The 25,526-nt window shown below is 63.9% G+C and carries 17 protein-coding genes; 3 read left to right on the plus strand and 14 right to left on the minus strand.

What is annotated here, in order from left to right:
- Positions 1-206 precede the first annotated feature (206 nt).
- Positions 207-2,165, plus strand: coding sequence for an ATP-dependent nuclease (locus tag OIM94_RS17970; protein ID WP_264608020.1), 1,959 nt, complete (start codon positions 207-209; stop codon positions 2,163-2,165).
- 18 nt (positions 2,166-2,183) lie between these two features.
- Here the strand turns inward: OIM94_RS17970 and OIM94_RS17975 are convergent, their stop codons facing one another.
- From OIM94_RS17975 to OIM94_RS17990, 4 genes are all read right to left on the minus strand, one after another.
- Positions 2,184-2,915: a MobA/MobL family protein gene (locus OIM94_RS17975; RefSeq protein ID WP_264608021.1), complete on the minus strand. Its 732-nt coding sequence runs from the start codon at positions 2,913-2,915 to the stop codon at positions 2,184-2,186.
- A 70-nt stretch (positions 2,916-2,985) separates the two neighbouring features.
- The gene (locus OIM94_RS17980; protein WP_264608022.1) at positions 2,986-3,525 is read right to left on the minus strand and encodes a hypothetical protein; all 540 of its coding nucleotides are present in this window, start codon (positions 3,523-3,525) and stop codon (positions 2,986-2,988) included.
- 90 nt (positions 3,526-3,615) lie between these two features.
- Positions 3,616-4,260, minus strand: a complete 645-nt coding sequence (locus OIM94_RS17985; RefSeq protein WP_264608023.1) for a hypothetical protein — start codon at positions 4,258-4,260, stop codon at positions 3,616-3,618.
- 86 nt (positions 4,261-4,346) lie between these two features.
- Positions 4,347-5,186 (minus strand): hypothetical protein, encoded by an 840-nt coding sequence (locus OIM94_RS17990; RefSeq protein WP_264608024.1) that lies wholly within the window; start codon positions 5,184-5,186, stop codon positions 4,347-4,349.
- A gap of 509 nt (positions 5,187-5,695) precedes the next feature.
- Between OIM94_RS17990 and OIM94_RS17995 the strand changes: the two genes are divergently transcribed.
- Positions 5,696-7,033: a hypothetical protein gene (locus OIM94_RS17995; RefSeq protein WP_264608025.1), complete on the plus strand. Its 1,338-nt coding sequence runs from the start codon at positions 5,696-5,698 to the stop codon at positions 7,031-7,033.
- Positions 7,034-7,197: 164 nt separating this feature from the next.
- On the opposite strand, the gene OIM94_RS18000 is transcribed toward OIM94_RS17995, so the two are convergent.
- The 9 genes from OIM94_RS18000 to OIM94_RS18040 all read right to left on the minus strand — a co-directional run bounded on the left by OIM94_RS18000 (position 7,198) and on the right by OIM94_RS18040 (position 21,621).
- Complete coding sequence (locus OIM94_RS18000) at positions 7,198-8,304, minus strand: hypothetical protein (RefSeq protein WP_264608026.1); 1,107 nt, start codon at positions 8,302-8,304, stop codon at positions 7,198-7,200.
- 20 nt (positions 8,305-8,324) lie between these two features.
- Complete coding sequence (locus OIM94_RS18005; protein ID WP_264608027.1) at positions 8,325-11,339, minus strand: DEAD/DEAH box helicase family protein; 3,015 nt, start codon at positions 11,337-11,339, stop codon at positions 8,325-8,327.
- A gap of 11 nt (positions 11,340-11,350) precedes the next feature.
- A complete protein-coding gene (locus OIM94_RS18010) occupies positions 11,351-13,315 on the minus strand; it encodes a site-specific DNA-methyltransferase (protein ID WP_264608028.1) in 1,965 nt (654 codons plus the stop codon).
- A complete protein-coding gene (locus OIM94_RS18015) occupies positions 13,308-13,721 on the minus strand; it encodes a hypothetical protein (protein WP_264608029.1) in 414 nt (137 codons plus the stop codon). The genes OIM94_RS18010 and OIM94_RS18015 overlap by 8 nt, the downstream gene beginning before the upstream one ends.
- Positions 13,722-13,753: 32 nt before the next feature.
- Positions 13,754-14,530, minus strand: coding sequence for a DUF4391 domain-containing protein (locus OIM94_RS18020; RefSeq protein ID WP_264608030.1), 777 nt, complete (start codon positions 14,528-14,530; stop codon positions 13,754-13,756).
- 10 nt (positions 14,531-14,540) lie between these two features.
- Complete coding sequence (locus OIM94_RS18025) at positions 14,541-17,387, minus strand: DEAD/DEAH box helicase (protein ID WP_264608031.1); 2,847 nt, start codon at positions 17,385-17,387, stop codon at positions 14,541-14,543.
- Between the two features lie 404 nt (positions 17,388-17,791).
- Positions 17,792-18,019: a hypothetical protein gene (locus OIM94_RS18030; RefSeq protein ID WP_264608032.1), complete on the minus strand. Its 228-nt coding sequence runs from the start codon at positions 18,017-18,019 to the stop codon at positions 17,792-17,794.
- A gap of 143 nt (positions 18,020-18,162) precedes the next feature.
- Positions 18,163-20,169 (minus strand): site-specific integrase, encoded by a 2,007-nt coding sequence (locus tag OIM94_RS18035; protein ID WP_264608033.1) that lies wholly within the window; start codon positions 20,167-20,169, stop codon positions 18,163-18,165.
- Positions 20,170-20,337: 168 nt separating this feature from the next.
- The gene (locus tag OIM94_RS18040; protein ID WP_264608034.1) at positions 20,338-21,621 is read right to left on the minus strand and encodes a metal-dependent hydrolase family protein; all 1,284 of its coding nucleotides are present in this window, start codon (positions 21,619-21,621) and stop codon (positions 20,338-20,340) included.
- Between the two features lie 27 nt (positions 21,622-21,648).
- Between OIM94_RS18040 and OIM94_RS18045 the strand changes: the two genes are divergently transcribed.
- On the plus strand, positions 21,649-23,832 hold the full coding sequence (locus tag OIM94_RS18045; protein WP_264608035.1) for a penicillin acylase family protein: 2,184 nt from the start codon (positions 21,649-21,651) through the stop codon (positions 23,830-23,832).
- A 16-nt stretch (positions 23,833-23,848) separates the two neighbouring features.
- On the opposite strand, the gene OIM94_RS18050 is transcribed toward OIM94_RS18045, so the two are convergent.
- Positions 23,849-25,522 carry a GMC family oxidoreductase gene (locus OIM94_RS18050; RefSeq protein WP_264608036.1) on the minus strand — a complete coding sequence of 558 codons (1,674 nt, stop codon included), beginning with the start codon at positions 25,520-25,522 and terminating at the stop codon, positions 23,849-23,851.
- Between the last annotated feature and the right edge of the window lie 4 nt (positions 25,523-25,526).

Below are 25,526 nucleotides of genomic sequence, written 5' to 3' on the forward strand. Positions count from 1 at the left end.
TCTTCGACGAACCGGCCGGCTAGCGGAGCCAACGGAAACTGCGCTGGCGGCCATAAGCGAGACGAAGCGGTCGTTCGCAAGCTACGTATTCGGCTGCTCTCCGATCAAGGGAGCTGCTGCTGGAAACCTTTTCGGCCGCTATGCCGCTTTAAGCCGTTGGCGTCGTCGGCTCTTGATCCTACGATTAGCCTGGAAGGGGCACCGACTTGAACGAGAATGAGCTTGCTAAAGAGGCGACCGGATCCGCTGTCGCCGGCGCCGAAAGGACGCAGCATCCGGACATCGCTCTGATGGAGGAGCCTGGTGAGGCAGTGCAGATCCTGAAGGACGCCGGCGATCTGACGAGTTCGGTGGCTTTCGTGGGTGACATACCAGAGCCGGCATACGACGCAGCGATCGCGGACGGGCAGCCGGTCATTGGCGTTGCGGACACACGCTCCATCCGCGCCCGACGTTGGACGCGACTCGAGTCGATCACTGTCCGCAACTTCAAGGCGACTCAGGAAGCCGTCATCCCATTGGGACAGGTCACAATCCTCGTCGGCCCGAACGGCTCGGGCAAGTCATCTGTTCTCCAGGCGGTCCATTGGGCCGCGCGTTCTGCCAGCTACATCGCCCCGAAAAACACCACGGAGATGATCTCGTTCGAGCGACTTGACTACGTGCCGTCGAGCGAACCCCTACGCACCGCCCACAAGAGTGAGCTGAAGACGGACAAATCGTCCACGCCCGTCGAAGTTGTCTTCGGTCACGTCCCAATCGGCGAGGAGCGCTCCCAGGCAACGATCAAGATCCGGGCTGCTCGCAACCGCGGCGGCATCACCGCGTACATGGAGGGCGGCGCGGCGGTAACGCCGTACAAGCAGCGCTTCCAGTTCATCACGGCCTACATCCCAGGACTGGCGGGTCTGTCTGAGCGTGAGAGCATCCTTGCTCAGCCGTCGCTTCGCCGACAGGCGGCCAGCGGTGACGCTGGCGGCGTACTGAGGAACATACTGCTGAGCCTGCGCAGCCGCAGGTTTAACGAAACCCATGAGAGCGGAGGTGTAGCGCGGCTCGCTCAGCTGAACGTCTACATCGGAACCGTTCACCCGGGGATCAAGGTCGATGTGTCTTTCGACGAGCGCGAGGATTACCACATCTCGGCAACTTACACCTCGCCGGGCTTGGGTAACCAGAATCGCCCCCTGGAAACGGCGGCAACTGGATTGCTCCAAGTTATTCAGATCTTCGCTTACCTGATTCTCTTCGAACCAAAAATCATGCTCATAGACGAGCCCGACGCCCATCTGCACCCCGACAAGCAGGAGAGGCTTATCGAGGCGCTCGAACTCGCCGCTGCGGAAACCGATACCCAGATCGTTCTGACCACACACAGCCCGCATATAACGCGAAGCGCCAGCCCTGCGGTGAAGCTCGTCTGGATGAACGACGGGCGGATCGAAACCGATGATGGTGAGGCGATCCGCCGCCTTCTTGGGTGGGGCGGTCTCGACAAGTCGGCGCTGTTCTTTGTCGAAGACGAGGACGACACTGCCCTTCGAGCGATCCTTCGTCAGTGGCCTGAATTGTCCCGGCAGCTCGCCGTATGCCGCTGCTTCGGCATCGACAACCTGCCGAAGGACAAGCTGCTGAGCGGCCTGCTCGTGGACGGGCAGCTCAAGATCAAGGCCATCATCCACCGAGACGGCGACTTCATGTCGGCCGACGAGGCAATCATGTGGGCCGACCGTTTCAAGACTGATGGCACCTTCCCCTGGGTGACAACAGGGAGCGACGTCGAGGCGTACTTCTGCTCGGCCGCCCATCTGGCTGCCCTTTACGGTGTCGCGCCAGAAACTGCCGAGGGCTGGCGCGCCACCGCAGCCGCCAAGGTCGGGCAGGTCAAGGACACCTTCTTTGCTAAACGCAAGCTGGTGAACCGCGAGCTTTTTCCTGACGGGGGCTCGCCAAGCTCGGATGACCTGTGGAACGCCGCCGGCGGCGTGCAGCCCGAGACAGCCAAGGGCAAGAAGCTGCTGGCGGCGCTGAAGGTCGTTGTGAAGGCCGATGGCCATGACGACAAGCTGCTGAATGCGTACCGTATCTCGCCTGATCACGAAGTAGCGCCCGATCTGAGGCAACTGCTAGAAGCTTGTCTCGTGCCACCCGTGGCCGTGACCTGATCGACGGCGGTTGGGCAGTTAGCGCCTACCGACCGCTTGATCCAGCCGCCACCCGATATTCATGGCATCAACCGCGAGCGCGCAATGCCTCCGCCAGCTAAGCTCGAGCCTGCGGTGTGCCTGCCACGACGGCAGCCACCCTGGATGGCGCTTCCCGTGTCGTTCGCCGCGCCGCCAATATCTGGCCGTCACGACGAGATGGACGTGCGGCGCGATGATCCAGTCGTCCGCATGGCCTTCCATAGCATGGATCGCCCAGGCTACGATCGCCCCCTTGGCCACAAGCTCGCCTTCGACGAAGCTGGTCGCCAGCCTTGTCCAGTTCTTCGATGGTAATGCCTTGGGGATCTCCATCACCACGTGCCAGGCCGAAACCTCGGTGAAGTCGTCGGTCGCCCTGGCGGCCCGATCGGCGGCGTCCCAGATCGTATAGCCTTCGGTCGCCCACACGGGCGCCGTGGCCGGCAGCAACAGGCCCGAGCTCCGGAGCTCGCAGCGACGTTCGCTGAAGGCGCGTGGCATGGGGCCGAATTGGTCGACGGGTCCGCTGTCCCGCCAGATGTACGCGACGTTGGCGACCGCCGTCCGATAGGCGGGTGAGCGGCCGGCGATCCGCCATGCCTCGCTGATCGGCCGGATGTTGAATTGCAGGCCGGAGGCAGGTCGCCGTTCGCGACGATAGCTGGTCCAAGCGCGGCGCGCCGTGTCCACGTCCTCCTGGCGGAGGAACGGAGTAGTGATCTCGATCATGTTGGTCTCCAGAAACGGCAACGCCGCCCGAAGCAGGGCGGCGTTGCAGGGGGGCAATTGGGGAAGCGGATCAGCAGGCGATCTTCAGGTCGTCCAACCGCTGGCTTTCGGCGATGCCGCTGCCCGCAGGCACGAGCAGATTGCCCTCCAGCCGAAGCGACTGCTCTTGCTCGAAGACCTGACGCCAGCGCCGCAGTGCGATGCGCTCGCCGGCATCACGCCGGTGGTTTGGCGGCAGCTTGGCGCTGGTCAGGACATGGCGCGGACCGATGAACCAGCGGCGATCGCCGGCCAGCAGTTCGAGCCGTGCATTGTCGCTGGCCGCGTAGAGCCGCAATCCGCCCCGGAAGCGGATGTTCATGCCCTCGCGGACCGCAAGCGCGAGCTCGCGCGGCGCCTCGTTGTTCGCGGGCATCAAGATCTGCACCATGTCGCGCTGCAGTTCGGCTGCGAGGCGCGTCAGTTGCGGCGCCTGCAGCGGACCGGTGCAGCCCGTGGCGCACCACCCGATGGTGTGGAACGGGGGCGCCTGTCGCGGATATCCCATCAGCACGCGCAGCGCGAAGGTCCAGTTCTGCGCGATCGCCAGATACGGGGGTAGGTCAGTCATTCATTTCTCCAATGTTGATAAGGCCCTGCGGGCCGACAGGCGTTTTTCCACTCCACGGCGGACGCCGTTCTTCCGATGCTCTGTCCCGGCTCATCTGGTCGCGCTGACGAAGCCTGCGGTCCTGCCGCGGCGCAGCCAGTCCTCTGTCGCTGCCTCGGCCGACAGGCCGGCCAACCCGGCGTCACGGGTGAACACCCGCCACAGTGCCAGCGCCTGCGCCTCGAGGTCGGCCCGGTGCTGCTCGCAGCGACCCGTTGCCCAGGCCGAGAAGATGGACGGCAGATCCATGCGTGGCGCGGAAATCGCCATTTCCGCTGCGACGTCGGCAAGAGGCGGTGCGGCCGCACCCCCGCGAGGCACGGCCAGATCGACCACCCCGCCGGACAGCAGCCGGTGCAGCCGCACAAGGAAGTGCTGGGCGATCTCCGGCTTCGCCGTCGCTGCGGCGTCCAGCAGCATCGGCATCATGCCGTGATCGACCTGCCAGCCGATGAAGGTGGCGTTGCCGGGAAGCCGGTCGGCTGCCCATTCGAGCAGCGCCTCCTCCGGCGTGCCGGCTGATAGCGCGTGGCCGTGCAGTTCGAAGCGCCAGCCTCGCCTCAAGTTGCGCTGCGCAACCAGGATGCCCAGGCCGACGAGGTGGCGTCCCTCCGGATGTGCGCCGTCTGCAGACGCGGGAACGGGTACGTGGGACAGGGTGAGTGAAACACAGGTGGTGACAGTAGCCGTGGTCATCGAAGGTCTTTCGTAGTCGCGCGCGCACGCGCCGCCGCGGGCGGCGACGTGCGGACGATGGGATGGAAGGGTGGAAGCGCGGCCGATCAGAACGGATCGGTGTCGCTGCTCGCAAAGGCGGCTTCGTCGCGAAGCTGGTTCAGGCGAAGCTCGGCATCTTCGAGGGCGGCGGAGGCTCGCAAAGCTGGCGCCCATTGGCGCGCCAGCTTCACCGGTCGGCAGTCGACGAACGGCAGCAGGTGCGCAAGGTCCGGATCGGCTTCGATCCAAGCCGCCAGGTCTGCCATCGGCAGATACCACAGCCGGTCGTCGCTCTTCTCGAACGCGATATAGTGGTACCAGGCGAGCAGGGTGCAGACGCAGTCCTGCATCACATATTCGAGTACCTTGCGACGCTGGCCTGAACGCCAAAGCGTGCCGACCTGCGAACCATCGGTGTCGAGCTTCGCGGGGATGCCGAGGGCGGCGCAGATTTCGGCCATGGCGACGGGCCGCGTCGCCCCCATGCCGGCAAAGGCGTCGGCCAGATCGCAGTGCGTGCCGTCATACCGCCCGGCGCGCGCTTGCCGGGACAGGCCTTGCAGCGATGCCCCCGGCAGGTGACGCATGGCGCCGAGCGCCAGTACCCGATTGTCGAAGCCCCGGCCGTTGTACGTGATACCCGTGGCATTGACCGGCAGCAGCCGATCGACCTGCTCGTAGAAGTCAGCCTCCTCGCCGGGCTCGCAGACCAGCGCGTCGATGGCGAACCGGTAGCCCGCCGGTGTCCAGCAGGCGGACAGGAAGCAAGCGGCAACGGGCTTGTGGCGTGGCCATGGCGGGAAGGAGCCGTCTGCCGGTTCGTCCTCGACGATGGTCTCGATGTCGTAGGCGACGACATGGTGCGGGTTGTATTCAGTGCGTTGGGGATATGGCGCTTTGCGCATGGTCTTCTCTCACACGGGGACGCGCCGCCGGATGGCGGACGCGGACCGATCGCGAGCTGCAGCGAGCGCTGCCTTTTTCCACTCTCTTCAATCGATCGAAGCGCCATCACGGCGCGCAGGGAACGCTGGAAACGCGGCGCCGCTCGAAGGGCTGGTGCAACCGAAGGTCCGCGGCGCGGACCGCCCAGAGCCCTGCCAAGGGCGACGCGTGCCGTTCGGCACGCGAGCGCTGTTGCGGCTTGGGAAGCCGCCGACGATCGGATTTCGCGGAGTCCCATGCGGGTGAATGGCTGCGCGTCAAATGTTCTCGACGTCAGTCGGAACGTTTGAGGTATTGCGCCTAATAATATTGGCTAACCGCTGAATGATGGTGGCGTTAGCTGCAGCTAATCGCCGTCAATGGAGATTGTTAGCTAAGGTGTGGTCCTGCCACACATTAGCGGTGTTGCGCCCAAAATGGAGGATTTCTGGATATTGAGCCTGTCTTGATTCTGTGAGCCTTTCATTGGGTGGATTATGAAACGAAGTTGCCAAAATGCCACAGGGTTCGTGAAAAGTTAACTGGCTGTGCGATTCAGTTTCAGAATCGCGGCATGCCATCCTCTAAGCTTGGAATGAGCAAGTCAGATAAACGCAACGATGCCGTCTTCGCTGCTGCCATGGAACGGGCAGATGATATGATCGAACGCGCAACCGTGTTCATCAAGGAGCTTCAACTCAAAGGTGAACAGGGGGGCAAAGAGGCCAAGCGTGCGCGCCAGTGCATGCGTAATCCGGAAGGCTTCGTTACCATACCTGGAGTCGTGCTCAGGCGTACCCTACGCAGAGCTCTGCTAGAGGCGGAATGCGAAGTGCAACTCAAGCAGGAAGCCCGGATCGCGGCTGAGGCTGACCTCGAAATTGCGCTGGTCGCGTTGAAGTACGTGCGGAACAAGGCTGCTATTTTCAAAGCCGCGGATCTAGACAAGGTCCGGGATTATGCCGAGCCGCTTACAGATGCGGTTGATCCGGAGGATGCGGCGCTCGTCAAGTATTTGAAGACGCTTGGCTTAACGAGCACGGCACTAGGCCGAATCGAGCGATCCCGCTTAGCAGAGACGCTCAGTCAGCTGGCATCTGAGGCTGCTTCGCAGAACAATGTCGAAGTCGAATGCGAGGAGCATGGCGAGGAAAACTCGGACAGCATTGATGTCGTATTGGAAGCCGACGACGAACACGGCGTCAAAACCGGAACGGCTGGCGAGCAAACCTTCATGAACGAGAATGTTCAGCAGGCCGTGCAGGTGGGCAGCGCCGAGATAGTCGCTCTTCCGGCTGGGACATCCGTTACCGAGCGGGTCGGCACTGATCGCGTAGCCGAAGCGGAAGTTGATGGTCGCTCGGCTGATGACGCAGACCTGGTTGTGCCTGTAATGCCATCTCAAAACCGTAGTATGGCAAATGAAGGCGGGTCACTGGAAGGCGCTTACCCCATCGCGAACGACGGCTGGGAGTTGCCAGCCGCGGTGAGCGCAGAGGCTGCCGCCGCATTCATGGAGGTCGCCAAGAGGTTTCAGAACGGCACGGAGGATCTTAGCGACCGCGAGCGGCGGACATGGGGCGTTCGTTGGTATGACGGCATACCAGAGCAGACTTTGGTTGATGCGTTAACGGACCACATCGCAGAAGGAACGGAGTCACCGCTCGCGCACGCATATCTGGCCACGCTCCGCAGCGACGGCAAAGCTGCGGCTGAGGCGCTGCTGTCCCAATGGAGCGAACGCAAAATGGCGTTCGAAATCGCCACTGACAGAGAATGGGCTGAGGCGCGTGCCAAGCTTGGGTTCCCCGATCCGCCTTCAAACTAGCCGACATTCATCAGCCATCTGGCCGGCTAACGGATCTGGAGCTTTGCTTGCTCGACTCCTCATGGGTCCGGGATAAGTCATTCGGTTGAAAGGGTTAAGGGACACGGTTCGGCTAACCGGACGTCCCGATTAGACGATTTTCGTCCTACGGCGGACTATCGGCGTCAGGTACGATGGTCCCATTCCGGGAAAATCGCCTTCAGCCGCTCGATCGTGTGACGCCACTTCGCCTTCTTTGGAGCGCAGACCGTGTTCTGGTTCCCGAACATGCCCACTTCGTCCACGGCGTCACTGAGCGGCACGGTGCGAAGCCATTCAACTGGGACGAAGTATTCAGTGCGCTCCGGGTCATCAGCGAGGGCCCGATGGTAGCTTCGTTCCGTCAGAGCCTCTAGGACGGGTCGCATGGCTCCCGCGCTATCTCCGACGCGGAAATCTCCTGCCGCAACAGGCGCTCCCGTCACGCGTCCGACACCTACATAGCCGCGCTTCGGCACGCGAACCCATATACGATCGCCTTCGTGCAGCAGGTTCAGGGTGCCACTGTACCAGCTCCCTCCGCCCGCAGAGACGAAGCCGTACCGCCGCGCGTCTTCCCAAGAGCGGCTCTCGCCCTCGCCGAAGTTCACATAGTATTCGCCGTTCCAAGGCTCCCTGTCCGCCGACTTTGTCCCGCCCGAGCTGACGCTGGCGGCGACCTGGGTTTCAACCGGGTCAAGTAACCACGAACGGCTTAGCAGCTGCCCACCCTCTGTCTCAAACACCTGGAAGCACAGCACATTGATGGGAATGTCGCGCTTATTGAGGTAGTCGACGATGCGCTCCGAGCTCGGATCTAGATGGCTGGCGACGATCACGATTTGATGGCTCTCGTTCAGCACGTCCTCGTCAAGGGGCTGTCCAAAACGGGCGCGAAATGCTTCGGTCAGGTTTCCGCCGCTGCTGAACTGGGTGTAGATACGGCTGATCTCATCGCCGTCCAGATCCTCAGCCCAACTGGCATAGTCGATCGCCTGCGCGACCACCTCGCGGGGCGTCTTGCCTCGCTTCAGCTCGATCAGCACGAGCGAGGCATCCGGCGCGAGGGCCAGCAGGTCGATGCGGCCGCCGAAGCCGGTGTTTACCTGGCGCCCGATGATCATCCACTGATCGGACAGCATCGCCGGCTCGGCGACGATCATGTCCTCCAGCAACGCCTCGCTGGGTAGTGCTGCCTCGCGCAGCGCTGCCGGGCGCTTGCCGACTTTCCAGATGCTGTGACGGATCGGCATGACGTTATTGCTGTCCCATTTTATTCAGCGGCTTCGGATTGCACGAGGATACCGTCCAGGTTCGTGGCGGTTACGAACGGTACGTTCAGCGCAGCGAAGTGCGCCTTCCCGCAGGCGATCTGCGCCTTCTCGGCCTCGCGGAGCGTGTTCAGGTCGCCCTTGCTTTCGCTGACCAAGTAGACGTCCTCACGCCCATCGTGCTGGCGGACAATGGCCCAGTCCGGATTGTAGGTACCCAGCGGCGTGGTGATCTTGAAGCCGCTAGGAAGCTTGGCGAAGACCTTGATCGCGCCGCTGAGGTCCAGCGCCTTCGCCAGTTCCCTCTCGATGTTGGAATCGACCACGATGTGATCAAGCGGGGCGTGCCGCACCTCCACGAGGCGATCGATCGGTACGTCATCTTCGGCGGTGAACAGGTCCTGCGCCCACCAGTCGTCGAGCGGCTTGTAGACGATGCCGTTGGTCATCATCAGGCGCTTGCCCGCCTGGACGATCGCGGTAACGGCATCGACGAACGCGGACGGATTGACGGCGGCATCTTCCAGCCTGCCGGACTGGACGAGGATGTCCGCCAGCACCTTGCGGGGCAGCTCCGTCCGGTTCTGCAGCTCGCCCAGCAGATCCGGCACATCAAGTCTTGCCGCCTTCAGCCGCTGCGGCTGCGACGTGCCAACCTTCTCCGGCGTCACGCCTTCGCGGCCGATCAGCATCTCGGCCAGCTCGAAAGTGACCCGTGCCTCGCCTGGCCGGGGCATATCGCGAACCGCCTGGGCGCATCGTGCGACGAGCGCCGCATCGTCGAAGTCGAGCCGGTAGGTCGTCTTGCGGCTGATTTTGTCCCATAGCGCCTTGAAGTCGTGCCCTTCGAGCACGGCGAGATTGAGCTTCACCTGGCGTTTGTCGCGCGCGTCGCTGACCGGCACCTTCCGCGCAAGGCGGTGGAGCATATCGCGGATCAACTTCGCGGCAGGTGCAGGCAGCTCGGCCGGCAATGGCACGTTGTTCTGGGCCAGTGCGGTGCGCAGCTCCGGTTTCGCTTCGCCCTTGTCCGTGATGAGGCCCGCTTCGGTGAGCCCCTGGAATACCGCGCGGCTTTCCTGCAGCGACACCATGCCCGTGCCGCCCTCCGGCAGCGCATAGGTCAGGCCGGCAAACAGATCGACGGTGACGATGCCAAGCTTGATCTCCAGCGCCTCCTCCATTTCGGACTGCAGGCCCTTGGCGAAATCGGCATAGCTTTCCTGCGCGATGACGGTCAGGACATTGATGCCCTCGTCGCGTCGGCGCTGACCGGTTTGGTCGACGCAGAGACGCAAGCCGCGGCCGATCGACTGCCTGCGCCGCATCTCGCTCGCGATCTCGCGCAAGCTGCAGATCTGGAAGACGTTCGGATTGTCCCAGCCCTCGCGCAGCGCGGAATGCGAGAACAGGAAGCGCAGCGGCTCGGCCTCGTCGAGCAGGCGCTCCTTGTCCTTCATGATCAGGTCGAAGGTGCGTTCGGCATCCTCGCGCGAGCGCGCGTTGGAGAATTCGCCCGACGCGTTCAGCGTCGGCTCGGTGAAGCGCCCCTTCTTGTCCTGCGAGAAATAGCCGTTGTGCGCGCGCGCCGCATCCGCCGGCACTTCCACGAAGAGCGACTGAAATTCCGGCTGCGCCGCCAGCTTGGCATATTCTTCCTCGAATATGACGGCGAGCGGACCGCGGGTCGCGTTGCCCTCCTCGTCGTAGCGACGGTAGTCCGCGACGGCGTCGATAAAGAACAGGCTGAGCGTCTTGATGCCGAGCGGTCGGTTGCGCAGCTCCTTGCGGAAGTGATGCTGGATCGTCTGCCGCACCATGGCGCGGGCAAAGGAATCCTTGTCGACGTCGCCCCAGCTGGCGCCGACGTGCAGCTGCTTCACGCCGTCGCCAGGGACGATTAGCTGCATCGAGCCCGAGCCGCGCATCTTCTCGATGATGCCGATGCGGTAGCCGGCATAGACCGTACGTCCGCCGGAAACCTGATCCTCGGTTAGCTCGGTTCCGTCATATACCCAGACGACCTGGCGCGACACGCCGCCCTTCATCTGCTTGGCGATCTCAACGCGGGCGCGGGGCAGTTGCCCCTTCTTGGCTTCGACCTCGAGCAGCTTCACATAGGGGCTGTTGTCCGCATCCTGGATGCGGGCGCCGTCTACCTCGATCGACTTCACCAGCCCACGATCGTGCGCATCGAAGGCATCGAGCCGGTACACGGGGTGGAAGCGGAACCGGTGCGTCGCCGAATAGCCGATGGTGGCCAGCGGCTCCATGGCGCGCAGGATCCTGCCGCCGGCGCTATCGGCTGCGCGACCCACCGATTGCGGTTCATCGACGATGATGATTGGCCGTGTGCTCTTCACCCATTCCAGGCCTGGGATGTCCCGGGTTTGCTCGCGTGCTTGCTGGAAGACCGCCGCCTTGCTGGCCAGCGACTGCACGGTAGCGATCATCACCCGGATCGACGGCGAGGAGGCGAAGTCGATGATCCGTGGCAGGTCCGAGCTGTCGTACACGAAGCTTTCGAAGGGCACGCCGTCATAGATCTGGCGGAAATGGTCGCGCGTCTGCTCGATCGTCTTGTTCACGCCCTCGCGAATCGCGACCGAGGGCACGACGATCACGAACTTGGTGAAGCCGTAGCGGCGGTTCAGCTCAAAGATGGTGCGCAGGTAGACATAGGTCTTGCCCGTGCCGGTCTCCATCTCGACTGTGAAATCCATCTTGTAGTCGCCGACGGCGTCTCGCTTACCCTTGGCTGTCACCTCCAGCGTGGACGAAGCGGGAAGGGCGTGGCGGTTCTGAACGTCGTTCAGGTTCGCCAGTACCGCTTCGTCCAGCAGATCGAAGCGGTTGGCATAGCCAAGCAGCTTCTCGGCATAGTCGAGTTCCCCCGCCACCTGCCGGGGGGCGATGGTGAACAGCGATTGGCGCTGCTCCTGGCCGGCGAACAGGTCGACCACCGCGTTGATGGCCGCCACCTGGTGCGGCAGCTCTGCTTCGAACACGAACTTCATTACCGGCCCGATCAGATGCTGGCGATCTTGGCGATTCGATCGCCGAGCCGCTGACGGAGGATGGCGGCAAGGTTGGCCTTGGTTGCCGCGCGATTGCCGTCCGCTCCAAGACCGGTGTCCTTGAAGTACACGGTGGTCTGCACCGGATCGAGCGCCTCGACCCAATCCGCCATGCCTTGCCCCAGCGTCTCGGCATCGTCGGCGCCAATGTCGCTTAGGCACACCATTAGCGTTCCGCCGCCCAGAGCGTGGACGGTTTTGCCAGCGATTGTACGCTTTTTCTCAGGCAAGGTAAGGTCGATGCCGGTCTTGAGCAATAGCTCTACCAGCAGGTCTTCCTCGGTTCGGCCCGGCAAGACATTTTCGACGGCATCGAGGATACTCAATTCCAAGTCTTCTGTGTCCGGTTGCCATGGTTTAAGATTGGATGTACTCAACTTGTAAACGCGAAACCCAGTATCGATCTTCGCACCCGGATTTTCTTCGTTGATTTTCGTACCCGCACGACGAAGGCGTTCCTTGGTTAGCTCTGCTATATTACGAGGGCGTCCGATAGCATCGCAGAACTCAGCCGCAGTCCTTTGTGTCGCATCATTGACATCGAGCGATTCTGGAAGCTGGACCATAATGTATCGTCGATTTGCACCATCGGCCGCGTTCTTCTCCAGTACGGCTTGTGCGGTGGTACCAGAGCCAGCAAAGAAATCCATGACTATTGCTTTTGGATCGTCGCAGATCGTTATTATTCTATCAATAAGCCGTACTGGCTTCGGAGTGGAAAAAACCTTCCGGGCGAGCATTGCTCCCACTGCCTTTTGAGCCTCGTCATTGTGCCCTACTTCTTGAAACGGCCACCAGGTCGATGGTACTATGCCTTGTTGAACCTCGGAAAGGAACCGCTTCATTCTGGGCTTTTCGTATGATTGATCCGGGCCCCAATAAAGCCGATTATCCAAATCGAGCTCTTCATGCTTATCTTTCGTATAGCGCCAAACTGCATGCGGCTCGGGCCAAATCTCTCGACCATCCTTCGGGTGTCTTATGGGATACCACAATGTAGGTCGTTCTTCCCTGGATTTGTTACTAACGTAATTATCTGATGCCCACCTACCGCGAGGATCGTTGTCTATATTGGTATAGCGATCATCCTGCTCGGCAGTCCTGGGCAGTAAGCCTCTCACAAATTTGTCGCTCTTCCGATAAAGAAGAATGTAATCGTGCATGGCTCCCAGGCCGCGCTCGTCTGCGGATACGGCGTACTTCTTCTGCCAAATGATGCTAGCTACAAAATTATCTTCGCCAAATGCCTCATCTAGCATTTTGCGCATATTGGTGACTTCTTCATCTGCTATATTGACGAATATGGCGCCGTCATCGCGGAGAAGCTCTTTCGCAATCAATAGGCGCGGATACATCATGTTCAGCCAACTGGTGTGGAACCGTCCCGCTGCCTCTCGTTCGCTTGTTAGCGATTCTCCGCAGATACCGGACTGCCCTGTCAAAGTAAGGTAGTTTGACAGCGGGTCTTGGTAACTGTCAGGATAAACGAAATCATTTCCGGTATTATAGGGTGGGTCGATGTAAATGAGCTTGACCTGACCTGCGTATGATCTGCGAAGTAACTTCATTACCTCTAGATTGTCGCCCTCGATCATAAGGTTTTGGGTACTGTCCCAATTCACACTTTCATCTGGAACTGGTAGCAGCGTGCCCAGACTAGGTGTCAGTGCAAACGCGCGCGCTTTGCGCTTTCCTTTCCAGTTGAGCCCATAGCGCTCCTCCCCATCCTCGATCGCATCGCCCAGCAACTGACGCAGTACGTCGAAGTCTACCTGTCCGTCCGTCACAATCTCCGGGAACAGCGCCTTCAACTGGGCGACGTTGTCACCGCGTATGTCGCCGCTACCCGCAGCTTCGTCGTCGCGTGTGATCTGGGGAATGGGATCGGCGCCAGCGGCGCGGGGGGCGTCAGTCACTCTTGGTCTTCTCCATTAGCCGCAGCCAGAACTGCAGGCTCGCATGCTTCGTATTCAGTTTTCCGTCCGGCAGAACGATGCCCTTGGCGAGCAACCGGTGCAGCACACGGTTCCGCTGCATCGCCTTCTTCGGAAGGGGCTGTCCGATGTCACGCATGACACTCGCGATCAAGGGGACGCGCTCCGGTGGAAAGGGGGGCTGCAGCGCTTTGGACGCCCGTGCGCCCTTGGCCAGCTTTGCCGGTGAAGTGGCTGCCTTTCTCTTCTTCGCCGCCTTCTTCGCGGCACGGATGGACGCCGCGCGCCGCTGGCGCTCCTTCAGCTCGGACGGGAAGGGGGAGTCGTGCTGCCGCTCCCGCGCCGGGAAGTCTCCGCTATCCGACCACGCCATACCGTAGCCGATCACCGTGCCCCCACCGTGATACCCCCCGCGGCCCATCAGACTGCCCTCAGTTCCCCCTCGATCTCGTGCAGCCGATCCTTGAGCATTCGCGCCGTTTCGCCAAGGACAACTTGCTGCGCCAGCCGTTTTTCTTTGCGTGCCGCGGCACGTGCTGCCAGCCACTCGGTCTCGGCCTGCGCGTGGCGGGCGAGGGCTTCTCGTCGTGCCTCGCACGATGCCGGGTCTCGGCACAGCGCGAAGGGACCAGTGGTGATCCGCGCGACCGTCAGCGCTTCTACCCGCTCGATCATCGCCCCATAGGTGGCGGCGAGGGTAGTACTCGGAAGCGCCGACAGAGCGAGGTTCGCCAGGAAAGCCGCAGCGCCGGGGCCTTCTGGTTGGGCGAGATCCGGCGCCAGTACCAGTCGCTCGACCACCATCTGTTCGGCGACACGCTCCGCGCGGCGGAGCGGCGCGAGGCTGAGGCGTGTCCCGGCATTGCCCGGGAGCGCTGTCGCCAAGACGATCGGCACGGGGATGGCGCGGTGGATCAAGGTCAACAGGCGCTGTGTCGGCTCTGCACGTGCCGTCATCGCCAGCAATTGGATCGCGGGAACGGGGCGCTCGTCGTCCATGTCGGCGGCAATGCCGATGGTTGCCGGCGACAGGGTGGCAAGCCAGTCAAGGCGCTCGATGGTGCCGTCGATCAGCTTGCGGTCGGCCGTGCTCGAAGCGCTGTGCTGCGCAAGTAGATCCTTCGGCAGGCGCCGAGCCGGCGCGTTCATCGGCGGCAGCGCCATGGCGGCGAAGACGTCGGCAGGGGTGATGGTCATGGCGAGCCGGTCACTGTGGCCCCAGCACCGGCAGCCAGCAGACGACCTCCCAGTCGTCCAGGCCGCTTTCGCCGCCCGCGCCTTCTATGCCGCCGGAGGTGAACAGGCTTTCGACCGCGCGCTCCTCCGCCTTGCCGGTGACGCCGCGAATGGCGGCAGCAAGCAGCGACTGCCAGCGCGCCATCGACTCGCCGCCGCGTGTCTCGGCGTCAAAGCGGGCCCAGGCTTCGGCTTGTTCGGCTTCCGGCGTAGCGGCGGCGAGGCGAAGCAGGTCCAGCATGCGCTTTGGCTGGCTATGAGGCAGGATGATCCGTTCGTCCGCGCCGACATAGACAAGGGCATGCGGGAACAGAGGATCTGCCTTGGCGATCGCGCGCTCGGCTGCGGACGTAGCGGCGCGCAGCACGAACAGCGCGCCGGCGGGCAAATCGTCGCTCGCGAAGATCGGAGCGAAGGTCCCGGGCAGGCTTCGCTCCAGCGCGGCGCGCTCGTCCGGGGTCAGCCGTGCGAGGTCCAGGCGCAAGTCGTTCAGCGTGAGATCGGTGATCGAGACGCCGGATGAAAGATCCTCCAGATCCACGACCCGCGACTGCAGCGTTTCCAGCTGCTGGCGGCGATATGCCAGATCGTTCATCTGGTTGCCAGCCTGCGCTTCGATGAGGTTCTCCTCACCGGTGGCGGAAACGTCAAGCAGCATCATCTTGCCGGACACGCTGCGCTCCAGCCCGATATAGCTGTCCAGGTCCATGTTCGGCCAGAAATTAACCAGCTTGATGACCTCGTTGGGAGAGCCCAGCCGGTCGACGCGGCCGAAGCGCTGGACGATGCGCACCGGGTTCCAGTGGATGTCATAGTTCACCACGCAGTCGCAGTCCTGCAGGTTTTGGCCCTCGGAGATGCAGTCGGTGGCGATGATCAGGTCGATCTCCTCTTCGCTCGCCAGCGCCTCCGGGCGTGCACGGGCACGCGGGGCGAAGGCGGTAAGGATCGAGCCGAGGTCGGGGCGCAGCTTGGGATGTGTAGTGCCGTTGCGGCCAGAGCCGGTCACCAGCGCCATGCGGCGCGGATAGTCTGCGCGCAGGGCATCATAGAGATAGGCCGCCGTATCGGCGAAGGCGGTGAAGACCAGCAGCTTGACGTTGCCCGGGTTGAACGGGTTCGCGAGCTTCTCGTCGATCAGCCGTTTCAGATCCGCCAGCTTAGCGTCCAGTTCCGGGGTAACGCGCCGGGCCTGATCGTGAAGGCGTGCAAGGCGCTGACGGTCCTCTGCCAGGTCCTGTCTCCAGCGCACCAGGTCGGCGTCGCTGAGCAGGACCTTGACGCTGCGGCCGACGCCTAGCTGGTCGAAGGCGGGATCGTCGTCATCCAGATCATCGATGGCGGGAGCTTCGATGCTATCGTCATGCGCGTCGATGCGGCCGATCAGGGCTTCGACGGCCTCGAGCTGACGTCCGATCGTCAGCGCGAATGCATGCACGGAGCTTTCCATGCGTTTCAGCAGGTTAACGCGCATCAGCGCGATCAGGCTTTCTTCGCGATCCAGCTGGCGGAAGACGCTGGCGCCACCGCCGGCGCCCGCAACGTCCTGGTTGTAGCGGCGCTCATAGGCGCCACGGCGGTCTTCCAGCACATAGCGCAGCGGGGCAAAGGCGGCGAGCTTCAGGCGTCGGATCTCGTTGTTGATCTCGACGATCGGCGGGAAGGCGCCGGAGGCGTCCACGTCCGACTTGATGTTGGCGGGGGGCAGCTTCTCGGGGAAGGTGCCGGTCTCCGCCGTCCCGTAATAGCGTTCGATGTGCTTGCGGCTGCGGGCGATGGTGAGCAGGTCCAGCAGGCGGAAATAGTCGAAGCCCAGCATTTCCAGCAGCTTGGCGGGGGTGCGCGCCGCCTCCGGGAGCTGTTGCCAGCGGTTGAACTGTCCTTGTGCGATGCGGATCGTACCCGACACGCTGGCGATCCCGAAGCCGGCGAGGGCCCGGTCGTCGCCCTCGGTCGCGAAGGCAATCTGATTCTTGAGGTCGTTCAGCCGGTTGTTGACCGGGGTAGCAGACAGCATCAGCACGCGGGTCTTTACACCCGCCCGCACGACAGCGTTGAGCAGGCGGTCATAGCGGCTCTCGCGCTCGCCCTTGCCAGCCGGGCGGTTCCGGAAATTGTGGCTCTCGTCGATGACGACGAGGTCGTAGTTCGCCCAGTTGATGTGGCTGAGGTCGATATCACCCGATTGGCCGCGTTCGCGGGACAGATCGGTGTGATTGAGCACGTCGAATGCGAAGCGATCGGCTGCGAGCATGTTGCGGACGTCGTTGCGGGTCCACAGCGACCAGTTTTCGCGCAGGCGTTTGGGGGCGAGGACGAGCACGCGGGCATTGCGCAGCTCGAAATATTTGATGACGGCCAGCGCCTCGAAGGTTTTGCCGAGGCCGACGCTGTCGGCAATGATGCAGCCGCCGAAGCGCTGGAGCTTGTCGATCGCCCCGATCACGCCGTCCTTCTGGAAGCGGTATAGCTTCGACCAGACCTGCGTTTCGCGGATACCCGTGGCCGAGTCGACGATCCGCGATTCGTCGGTGCCAGCTTCCATTTCGGCGAACAGCTGGTGGAGTGCCTGGGTGTAGACCATCGATGGCGCATGGTCGGAAGCGCCCTGGCATACAGCGTCACGCAGAGCGGTCACCGCTGGTCCGTCGGTAGCGCCGGCGTTCCACTGATCCACGAACCACTGCCGGAAGAAAGCGATCTCCTCTGGGCTCTCGGTACCCTGAACAAAGCCGAGTTGTGCCTGCGGCGCCATGCCCAGCCCGGCGGTCGTCAGGCTGCAGTTGCCCGCCAGCGCGCTGGTAGAAGTCAGCAGCAAAGACTGGGCGGTCGGTAGCCGCGTCTGGCGTACCGCAGCGCGATCGAGGACGTTGCGCGCGTGGCGGAACAGCGAGCGTCGCCGCAGCTGATTGCGCCTGCTCCGGTCGCTTCCGCCGCCGTACAGCGCCGCTGCGTGCTCGCTCTCTCCGACCAGCAGGTGACGAATATCTACCCGCCCCCGCAGCGCTTCCAGCCCGAATACCGAAATCTGCTCACAGAGGGCGTCAACATCACCGGGCCGGTTCAATAGGAAGTCAACGCTGCGGTCTGCGCCGCTGTTCGATACGATCCGCACCCGTGTTCGTCCCCTCGGTTACATGAACGTTCCTATTGCTTCTGGGGACAATCCTCAACGGCGGCGAGCGTTATCGCCACACGCTAGGGGCTCGGACTCGGGGGTGATCATTCCGGGGTGCTTGTAGGGGAGCCTTCCTCGTCCCAGAGACCATTTCTGTTCCGGAAGCGGACCTCCATCACGGCCAGCGTCCAATCATTGCCGAGTTGGAGAAGCAGGTCGACGTAGTGCGCGGTGACGAATTCATCGGGCAACCATTTCCGCTGATCATTCACCAAGGCGCCGGCGATGCGCTCGGCTTTGTCGAAACCGCCACCGCCGTCGTTTGCGGCCATGTGGTCCGCTATGCGTTTGATGTCCCTGACGTCAGACTCGTACATGGATTGGCTCCGCTACCTCAAGGCGTCGATCGCGCCGGTGATGTGCCCACGGCTTCGGTATGGCGGCGGTGTGTTAATGGATCCAGAACCGGCCGAAGTCACGACCTGTTCTTCGACACCCTTGCCTTGCGCGGAGCGCGCATACCGGGCGGCAACAGCTCCACCGGGAACGGGTCGAGATGCCGGGTCACCGCGGGTATCGCCTCTGTCGCGTCACGCAGCAATTTGGCGTGCGCCTTTGAGTAGCGCCCCTCGGTCTCGCTCGATAACTTCTGGCCGGCGAAGTCAGCCCTGACCTCAGCGGAGACGCCAGCTCCTTTCATGCTGTCGATCACCGTATGCCGGAACGAGTGGTTCGCCTGTCCCTTTTTCAGGAACGGCAGGGCGGCCGCGATCTTGGTCCAGATGGTTTTGTAATAGCGGTCGCCAAGGTTGCCCTTGCCGCTTTCTGCCCGTAGTTCGGGGAACAGCAGCGTTTCGCCAGCGCCTCTTAGGGCCTGCACATAGCCGGGAAGTTCGAGACGTATCAGCTCTTCGGCGAAGGGCAGCTTGCGCGCCGAGGTGGTGGTCTTGAGTCGTCTGATTTCCGTCGGGCGAACGTTGAACTGCCACTGGCCGTCCACCACCTCGATGTCATCGAGCATGAGACCGCATATCTCCTCCCGCCGCATCCCGGTGTACCAACCGATCATCGGCACGAAGTACCAGGCACCGTGGGCGAGCAGATTGCCGGGCTGCATACGGCGCACCAGTGATTTCGACCCCGTCCAAGGCGGAAGGCTGAACAGCATTTTACCCTGTTCTTCGGTGTAGGCGTCCCGCTGCTCGCGTGCATCGCGATGATCGTTCTCGATGAAAGCGCTGTAGTCCAGCACGCCCAGCGGCTGGTGCTTTGCGAACCAGGTCGTCAGCTGACGCAGGAAGCCCCAATGGCGGTTGGTCGTGCTGAGGCCGAGGCCCAGCTGAGCCTTGGTCAGAGCGCCGGCAGGGATTTTCGGCGGACCCGCTTCGTCCTTCCGCCTCGCAGCCCGCGCAACCGCCTTCTCGCCTTCCCGGACACGGGCCTCCGTTTCCGCGACGATCTCGTGGATCGTCATGGTACGATGCTTGGGTGACTTTCGGAACGAAGGGCCATGCAGCTTCGCGAAGCAGTCGTTGAGCTGGACCAGGTCGTCGTGCGTGACGGTCGCTAGCGGCCTGCCGTCCATCACCTGCTCGAGCAGAAGGGCGGGTAGCTTGAACTGTTCGCGCGTCTTCTCGGTCCATGGGTCGCCGCCTTTGCGGCGGGCTGTGCCGTCCACGCCGCCGGTTCGCGGATTGTGCGCGAAGAACTTCTCGACGGCTTCCGTCGGCATCATGAGTGCGAACGGACCCGTCGTAACCGGCTGCGGCGCAGGATGATTCATGGGCGTTGCTGGCTGGGCGGGCGAAGACGGTTGATATCCGGTAATCGGCACCGGCGGGTAGGCTGCGCCGGGGTTGGTCAGCGCATCGCGGAACTCGCGAATGGCTTGTATCCGCGCCTGGTTGACGACCTTCCCGGCCATAGCTGCACGCAGCTTGGATTGCTCGACACCAATGTCGGCGAGCCTAGCTACCGCTGCGTCTTCCGTGCCCTCATGTTCTATCGATGCAGCTAGGTCTGACCACGCCATGACCACGATCGGCTCGTCGGCCGCCTCGGGGTCGATGTGGGCAACCAGGAAGTCCTCGATCTTGCCTCGCACCGCGCCATCCATCGCAGCCAGCTCGCCTGCGTCCAAGCGCAAGGCGAGCGCCTTCTCGGTATCCTCGTGATCCTCGGCTGGCACGATGTGGAGCCGGGCGTGCATCACCGCCAGGCGGTCACGCTCGATCAGCACCTGTCGGCGAAAGATCTCGGCGCGTTGTTCCGCAGTCAGGTCATCCCTGCCGGGATTGGCGATCATGTCCATGGCAATGCGCTCGCAGATCAACGTCAAGGCCGGCGCCAGCTGACCGGCCCGCTTCCGGCATGTGGTTCGAAGCGAGAAGCGTATCCTGAAAGGTTTATCGCCCCCTAAACGTATCAGGCGACGGTAGTAATAGGTTCCGTGCTTGCGGGTGACGTTCTGGATGCGGGACATGCGCCTGGTTTCCTGCCGTGGTACCCTGCCGTGGCACCCTGTCGTGGTGCCTTGGCGGGGCGGGGATGCAAGAAACCCGTCTTTTCAATTGCTTGGGTTATTCCTGGCTGGGGCTCCTCCCGCCCCAGCCATTCCACTACACTGTCTCTACACGGCCCCGGATGCCCGCTACCTGGCGGGAGAGCCGCCCACCACGCTGCCGCCCTTCATCACGAAGCGGACAGTGCGGACCGCGGCGATGTCGCGGGTGGGATCGCCCGCGACAGCGACGAGATCGGCGAGCAGCCCGGGCTTCAGCGCGCCCACTCGCCCGGCCAGGCCGGACCAGCGCGCATTGCCCGACGTCGCGGCCAGCAGCACGTCGGCGGGGCGCATACCGGCAGCGGCCATGAGCACCATCTCTCCGGTATTGTCGCCATGCGCGAAGACGCCGACGTCGCCGCCCATGCAGATCGGCACCCCGGCCTTCAGTGCCAGGCGGAAGCTCTCCCGGTTGATCCGCACGGCAGCGGGCGCAGGCTCCGCGCCGCTCCACCCGCGATAGCGCGACGTCGCATCCGAAGCCGCCAGGGTGGGGCACAGTGCGATCTTCTTCGCGGCCATCGCGGCGAAGATCGCGGGCGTGCCGCCATAGCCATGCTCGATCGTGTCGACCCCGGCCTCGATCGCGCGGCGCATGCCCTCGGCGGTGGCGGCGTGCACCGCGACCGGGCGGCCCGCGTCGTGCGCGGCGGCGACGGCGGCCTTCATTTCCTCGAGGCTGAGCGTCGGACGGCTTTCCTCGCCGGGCCGCCAGCGATAATCGGCGTAGAGCTTGATCCAGTCGGCCCCGGCGGCAATCTGGCGGCGGACCGCGGCGACCATCTGTTCGGGGCCGGAGACTTCCTCGGCGCCCTGCGGGACCTCGATACCCGGCTCGAAGCCCTTGGGGCCATAGGCACCGAGGGCGACGATGGCACGGGTCGCTACCTGCAGCCGGGGGCCCTCGACGATGCCCTGGTCGATCGCCGCCTTGAGCCCGACATCGGCATAGCCGGCTCCCTCGGTGCCGAGATCGCGCAGGCTGGTGAAGCCGGCGTGCAGCGTCGCACGGGCCTGCGCCACGGCACGGGCGGTGCGGAGCGCGAGGGGCTCGTGCAGCACCTGATCGTCCCAGCTCGTCTCGTTATAGGGGTGGAGGAAGAGGTGGGCGTGGCCCTCGATCATGCCGGGCATCAGCGTGTCGCCGTCGAGCGGGATCACCTTTGCGTCGGCGGGGGCGGTGAGGTTAGGGCCGACCGCGACGATCCGGTCGCCGCGCACCAGCACCTGCCAGCCGGCATGGCTCTGCCCGTCGATCCCGTCGAACACGGCAGCGGGCTTGAGCAGGATGGCGGGCGGCGCTGCCTGCTGCGCTGTCGCCGTGCCGCCCAGTGCCAGCGCGGCCAGAACCGCGAACCAGTGCTTGGCCATCTGCTCCCCCTCTTCTAGTCTCGCGCCATGGATACGCTGATCCGCCGTGCGCGCAATCCGCTGCTTTTGCTGGCCTTGTTGGGGGCGACGGCCGCCGCGCCGGATCCGGAGCGCGCCCGGTGGCAGGCACAGGCGGACCGCGTGACGATTACCCGCGATGACTGGGGCGTTCCCCATATCCGCGGCAAGCGTGATGCCGATGCCGTGTTCGGCATGATCTACGCCCAGGCCGAGGATGATTTCGGGCGGATCGAGGCGAACTATCTCGCCGCGCTGGGCCGCACCGCCGAGGCGGAGGGCGAGGGCGCGCTCTGGGCCGATCTGCGCCAGCAGCTGTTCGTTGATCCGGAGGAGTTGAAGCAAGACTATGCCCGCAGCCCGTCCTGGCTGCAGGCGCTGATGCAGGCCTGGGCGGACGGCCTGAACTATTATCTGGCGACGCACCCGCAGGTGAAGCCCAAGGTGCTCACCCGCTTCGAGCCGTGGATGGCGCTGAGCTTCACCGAGGGCAGCATCGGCGGCGATATCGAGCGTATCTCGCTGAGCGACCTCAAGACCTTCTACGGCAATCCCACCCCGCCGACGCCAGAGGAGGAGGGCATCGTGCCGCGCGAGCCTTCGGGCTCCAACGGCATCGCGATCGCGCCGACGCGCACCGCAGACGGCCGCGCGCTGCTGCTGATCAACCCGCATACCAGCTTCTACTTCCGCTCCGAGGCGCAGGTGACAAGCGAGCAGGGGCTGAACGCCTATGGCGCGAGCACCTGGGGGCAGTTCTTCATCTACCAGGGCTTCAACGCGCATGCGGGGTGGATGCACACCTCGTCCACCGTCGACAATGTCGATGCCTTTGCTGAGCGGGTCGTGCGGGCGGGGCAGGGCTGGGCCTATCGCTATGGCAAAGAGACCCGGCCGGTGACGGCGCGGGTGGTGACGCTGCGCTATCGCAAGGCTGACGGCACGACGGGCGAGCGGCGCTTCACCACCTGGCGAACGCATCACGGGCCGATCGTCGCAGCGAAGGACGGGCGGTGGATCGCCACTGCGCTGATGTGGCGCCCGGTGCCGGCGCTGGAGCAGAGCTTCCTGCGCACCAAGGCGACCGATCTCGCGCGCTACCTCCAGGTCGCCGAGCGCAAGGCCAATTCCTCCAACGACACGCTGTTTGCGGATTCGAAGGGCGAGATCGCGTTCCTGATGCCGCAGTGTATGCCGGTGCGCGACGATCGCTTCGACTATACCCGCCCGGTCGACGGCAGCGATCCGGCGACCGACTGGAAGGGGTTGCACACGCTCCCGAGCCTGCCAAGCGTGCTTAACCCGAAGGTCGGCTGGGCGCACAATACCAATGACTGGCCGTGGGAGGCCGCCGGGCCGGACAGCCCCAGGGCGAAGGATTATCCGCGCTACATGGACCAGGTGGGCGGCAATGCCCGCGGCGTCCATGCGGACCTGCTGCTCACCGGCAAGAGCGGCTGGACGGCGGAGCGGCTGCGCGCGGCGGCGTTCGATCCGTATCTTCCGGCCTTCGCCAAGCTGGTGCCCGAACTGGTTGCCGCATGGCGCGCGCTGCCGGAGAGCGATCCGCGTCGCGCAGCACTGGCCGAACCGATCGCGACACTGGCGGGCTGGGACCATCGCTGGCGCGCGGATTCGGTGGCCACCAGCATCACGGTGTTCTGGGGCGACCAGCTGTGGCGCGAGGTAGGCAGCTTCGCCCAGGCCGAGCGAATGAACGTACCCGATTATATCGCCGCCAAGGTCGATGCGGCCACCCGGCTGGCGGCGCTGTCGGTGGCGGTCGATCGGCTGACGCGAGACTTCGGCAGCTGGCGCACGCCCTGGGGGCAGATCAATCGCTTCCAGCGGCTCGACGATGCGCTCCAGCCGCATTTCGACGATGCCAAGCCCTCGGTGCCGGTGCCGTTCACTTCGGCGCAGTGGGGCAGCCTCGCTTCGTTCGGGGCGAAGACCTGGCCAGGCACGAAGCGCTATTATGGCAGCAGCGGCAACAGCTTCGTGGCGGTGGTGTCGTTCGGGCCGCGCGTCGCCGCCAGCGCGGTGATGGCCGGCGGCCAGAGCGGCGACCCGGCCTCGCCGCACTTTGCCGACCAGATCGTCCGCTACGCCAGCGGCAATTTGCGGAAGGTCTATTTCTACCCGGACGAACTCGCCGGGCATGTCGAGCGTCGCTACCGGCCGGGGCAGTAACGACGCTCGGGCATCGTCAGGCGCGGAGCTGCTTCACCGCGTGGTCGGCGGCGCGCATCGTCAGCGCCATGAAGGTGAGCGACGGGTTGACGCACGAGGCCGAGGCCATCTGCGCGCCATCGGTGACGTAGAGGTTTGGTGCGTCATGCGCCTGGCTGAAGCTGCCCAGCACCGAACTGCGCGGATCGGCGCCCATGCGCGCGCCGCCCATTTCGTGGATGGCATCGCCGGGGACGTGATCGCCCTCGCTGCTCTTCACGTTCTGCAGCCCGGCCGCGCGCAGCATCGCCTCGCCCTGGGTGCGCGCATCGGCGATCAGCCGCAGCTCGTTCTCGCGGAAAGTCACGTCGAAGCGCATCAGCGGCACCCCGAAGCGATCCACCTTGCTGGGGTGGAGCGAGACGCGATTGTCCTTGTAGGGCAGGCACTCGCCGAACGCGCCCATGCTGAAGCGCCACGGGCCGTAGCGGCGCATGCCGTGCTTCATCGCGGCGCCGAACCCAACCGGGGCCGCCGGATCGCGCCGCGCACTGCCCTGATAGCCATAGCCCCGCCGGAACCCCACGCCTTCGTCGCCGCCGATGTTGCGGAAGCGCGGGATGTAGACGCCGCCGGGGCGCCGGCCATATTCGATCAGGTCGGTCATGCCCGGGATCTCGCCGTCGATGCCGACGCGGAAGATATGGTCCATCACATAGCGGCCCAGCGTCCCGCTGCTGTCGAAATGGCTGCGTTCACTGCCGGGCGCGCGTGAGTTGAGCAGGATCTGGTTCGATCCCATCGCCGAGGCGCAGAGGAAGACGAGGTCGGCGTTCACCACCTGCGCCTGCCCGGTCTTGGCATCGACATAGCGCACGCCGGTGACCCGCTTCTTCGCGGCATCATACTCGATGTTGGTCACCACCGCGTCCGACTGGAGCGTCAGCTTGCCGGTCGCGCGCGCGGCGGGGAGGGTGACTGCCTGGGTCGAGAAATAGGCCCCGAACGAGCAGCCATTGCCGCACTGGTTGCGGAACTGGCACTTGGTGCGGCCCTGGTCTGGCTTGTCTTCGGTCATGTTGGACAGGCGGGTGTGGATCAGCTTGCGGCCGGGGAATTTGGCCTCCAGCCGTTCCTTCAGCCACTTCTCCGCGACGTTCATCGGCATCGGCGGCTGGAAGTTGCTGTCCGGCAGATAGGGCAGGTTCTCGCGCGAGCCCGACACGCCGATATAGTCCTCGACCTTCGCGTACCAGGGCGCGAGGTCGTCATAGCCGATCGGCCAGGCGCCATCGACGCCCTCGCGCTTGTTCGCCTCGAAGTCCTCCGGCGCCCAGCGGAAGCTCCAGCGCCCCCAGATCAGCGACTTGCCGCCCACCGCGCCGGGGCGGATCCAGTAGAATTTGCTGCCTTCGTCAAAGGCATAGGGGTTGAGGCGATCGTTGTTGTAGAAGCCGACATTGCTCGGCTGCACATAACCGCGCTTGGCGATGAAATAGTCGCGTTCCTGCAGGCCCTTGGGCATGATGTTGCGGGCGGGAACGTCATAGGCGGGCTTGCCGTCGTACGGATAGTCCTCGCCATGCTCGACCATGCGGCCGCGATCGAGCATCAGCACGCGAAGTCCCTTTTCGGTGAGTTCCTTCGCGGCAAAACCGCCGCTGACGCCCGAGCCGATGACGATCGCGTCGAACCTGTTGGTTGCAGCCATGATG

Source organism: Sphingomonas sp. R1 (assembly GCF_025960285.1).
In the GTDB taxonomy this organism is placed as follows: Bacteria; Pseudomonadota; Alphaproteobacteria; order Sphingomonadales; family Sphingomonadaceae; genus Sphingomonas.

Coding starts and splice junctions, on each gene's coding strand:
- OIM94_RS18030 (WP_264608032.1), bottom strand. CDS start 18,019: ATGGCCGCAAACGACGGCGGTGGCGGTTTCGACAAAGCCGAGCGCATC.
- OIM94_RS18000 (WP_264608026.1), bottom strand. CDS start 8,304: ATGCCGATCCGTCACAGCATCTGGAAAGTCGGCAAGCGCCCGGCAGCG.
- OIM94_RS18020 (WP_264608030.1), bottom strand. CDS start 14,530: ATGACCATCACCCCTGCCGACGTCTTCGCCGCCATGGCGCTGCCGCCG.
- OIM94_RS17975 (WP_264608021.1), bottom strand. CDS start 2,915: ATGATCGAGATCACTACTCCGTTCCTCCGCCAGGAGGACGTGGACACG.
- OIM94_RS17985 (WP_264608023.1), bottom strand. CDS start 4,260: ATGACCACGGCTACTGTCACCACCTGTGTTTCACTCACCCTGTCCCAC.
- OIM94_RS18050 (WP_264608036.1), bottom strand. CDS start 25,522: ATGGCTGCAACCAACAGGTTCGACGCGATCGTCATCGGCTCGGGCGTC.
- OIM94_RS18045 (WP_264608035.1), top strand. CDS start 21,649: ATGGATACGCTGATCCGCCGTGCGCGCAATCCGCTGCTTTTGCTGGCC.
- OIM94_RS17990 (WP_264608024.1), bottom strand. CDS start 5,186: ATGCGCAAAGCGCCATATCCCCAACGCACTGAATACAACCCGCACCAT.
- OIM94_RS18040 (WP_264608034.1), bottom strand. CDS start 21,621: ATGGCCAAGCACTGGTTCGCGGTTCTGGCCGCGCTGGCACTGGGCGGC.
- OIM94_RS18035 (WP_264608033.1), bottom strand. CDS start 20,169: ATGTCCCGCATCCAGAACGTCACCCGCAAGCACGGAACCTATTACTAC.
- OIM94_RS18005 (WP_264608027.1), bottom strand. CDS start 11,339: ATGAAGTTCGTGTTCGAAGCAGAGCTGCCGCACCAGGTGGCGGCCATC.
- OIM94_RS17980 (WP_264608022.1), bottom strand. CDS start 3,525: ATGACTGACCTACCCCCGTATCTGGCGATCGCGCAGAACTGGACCTTC.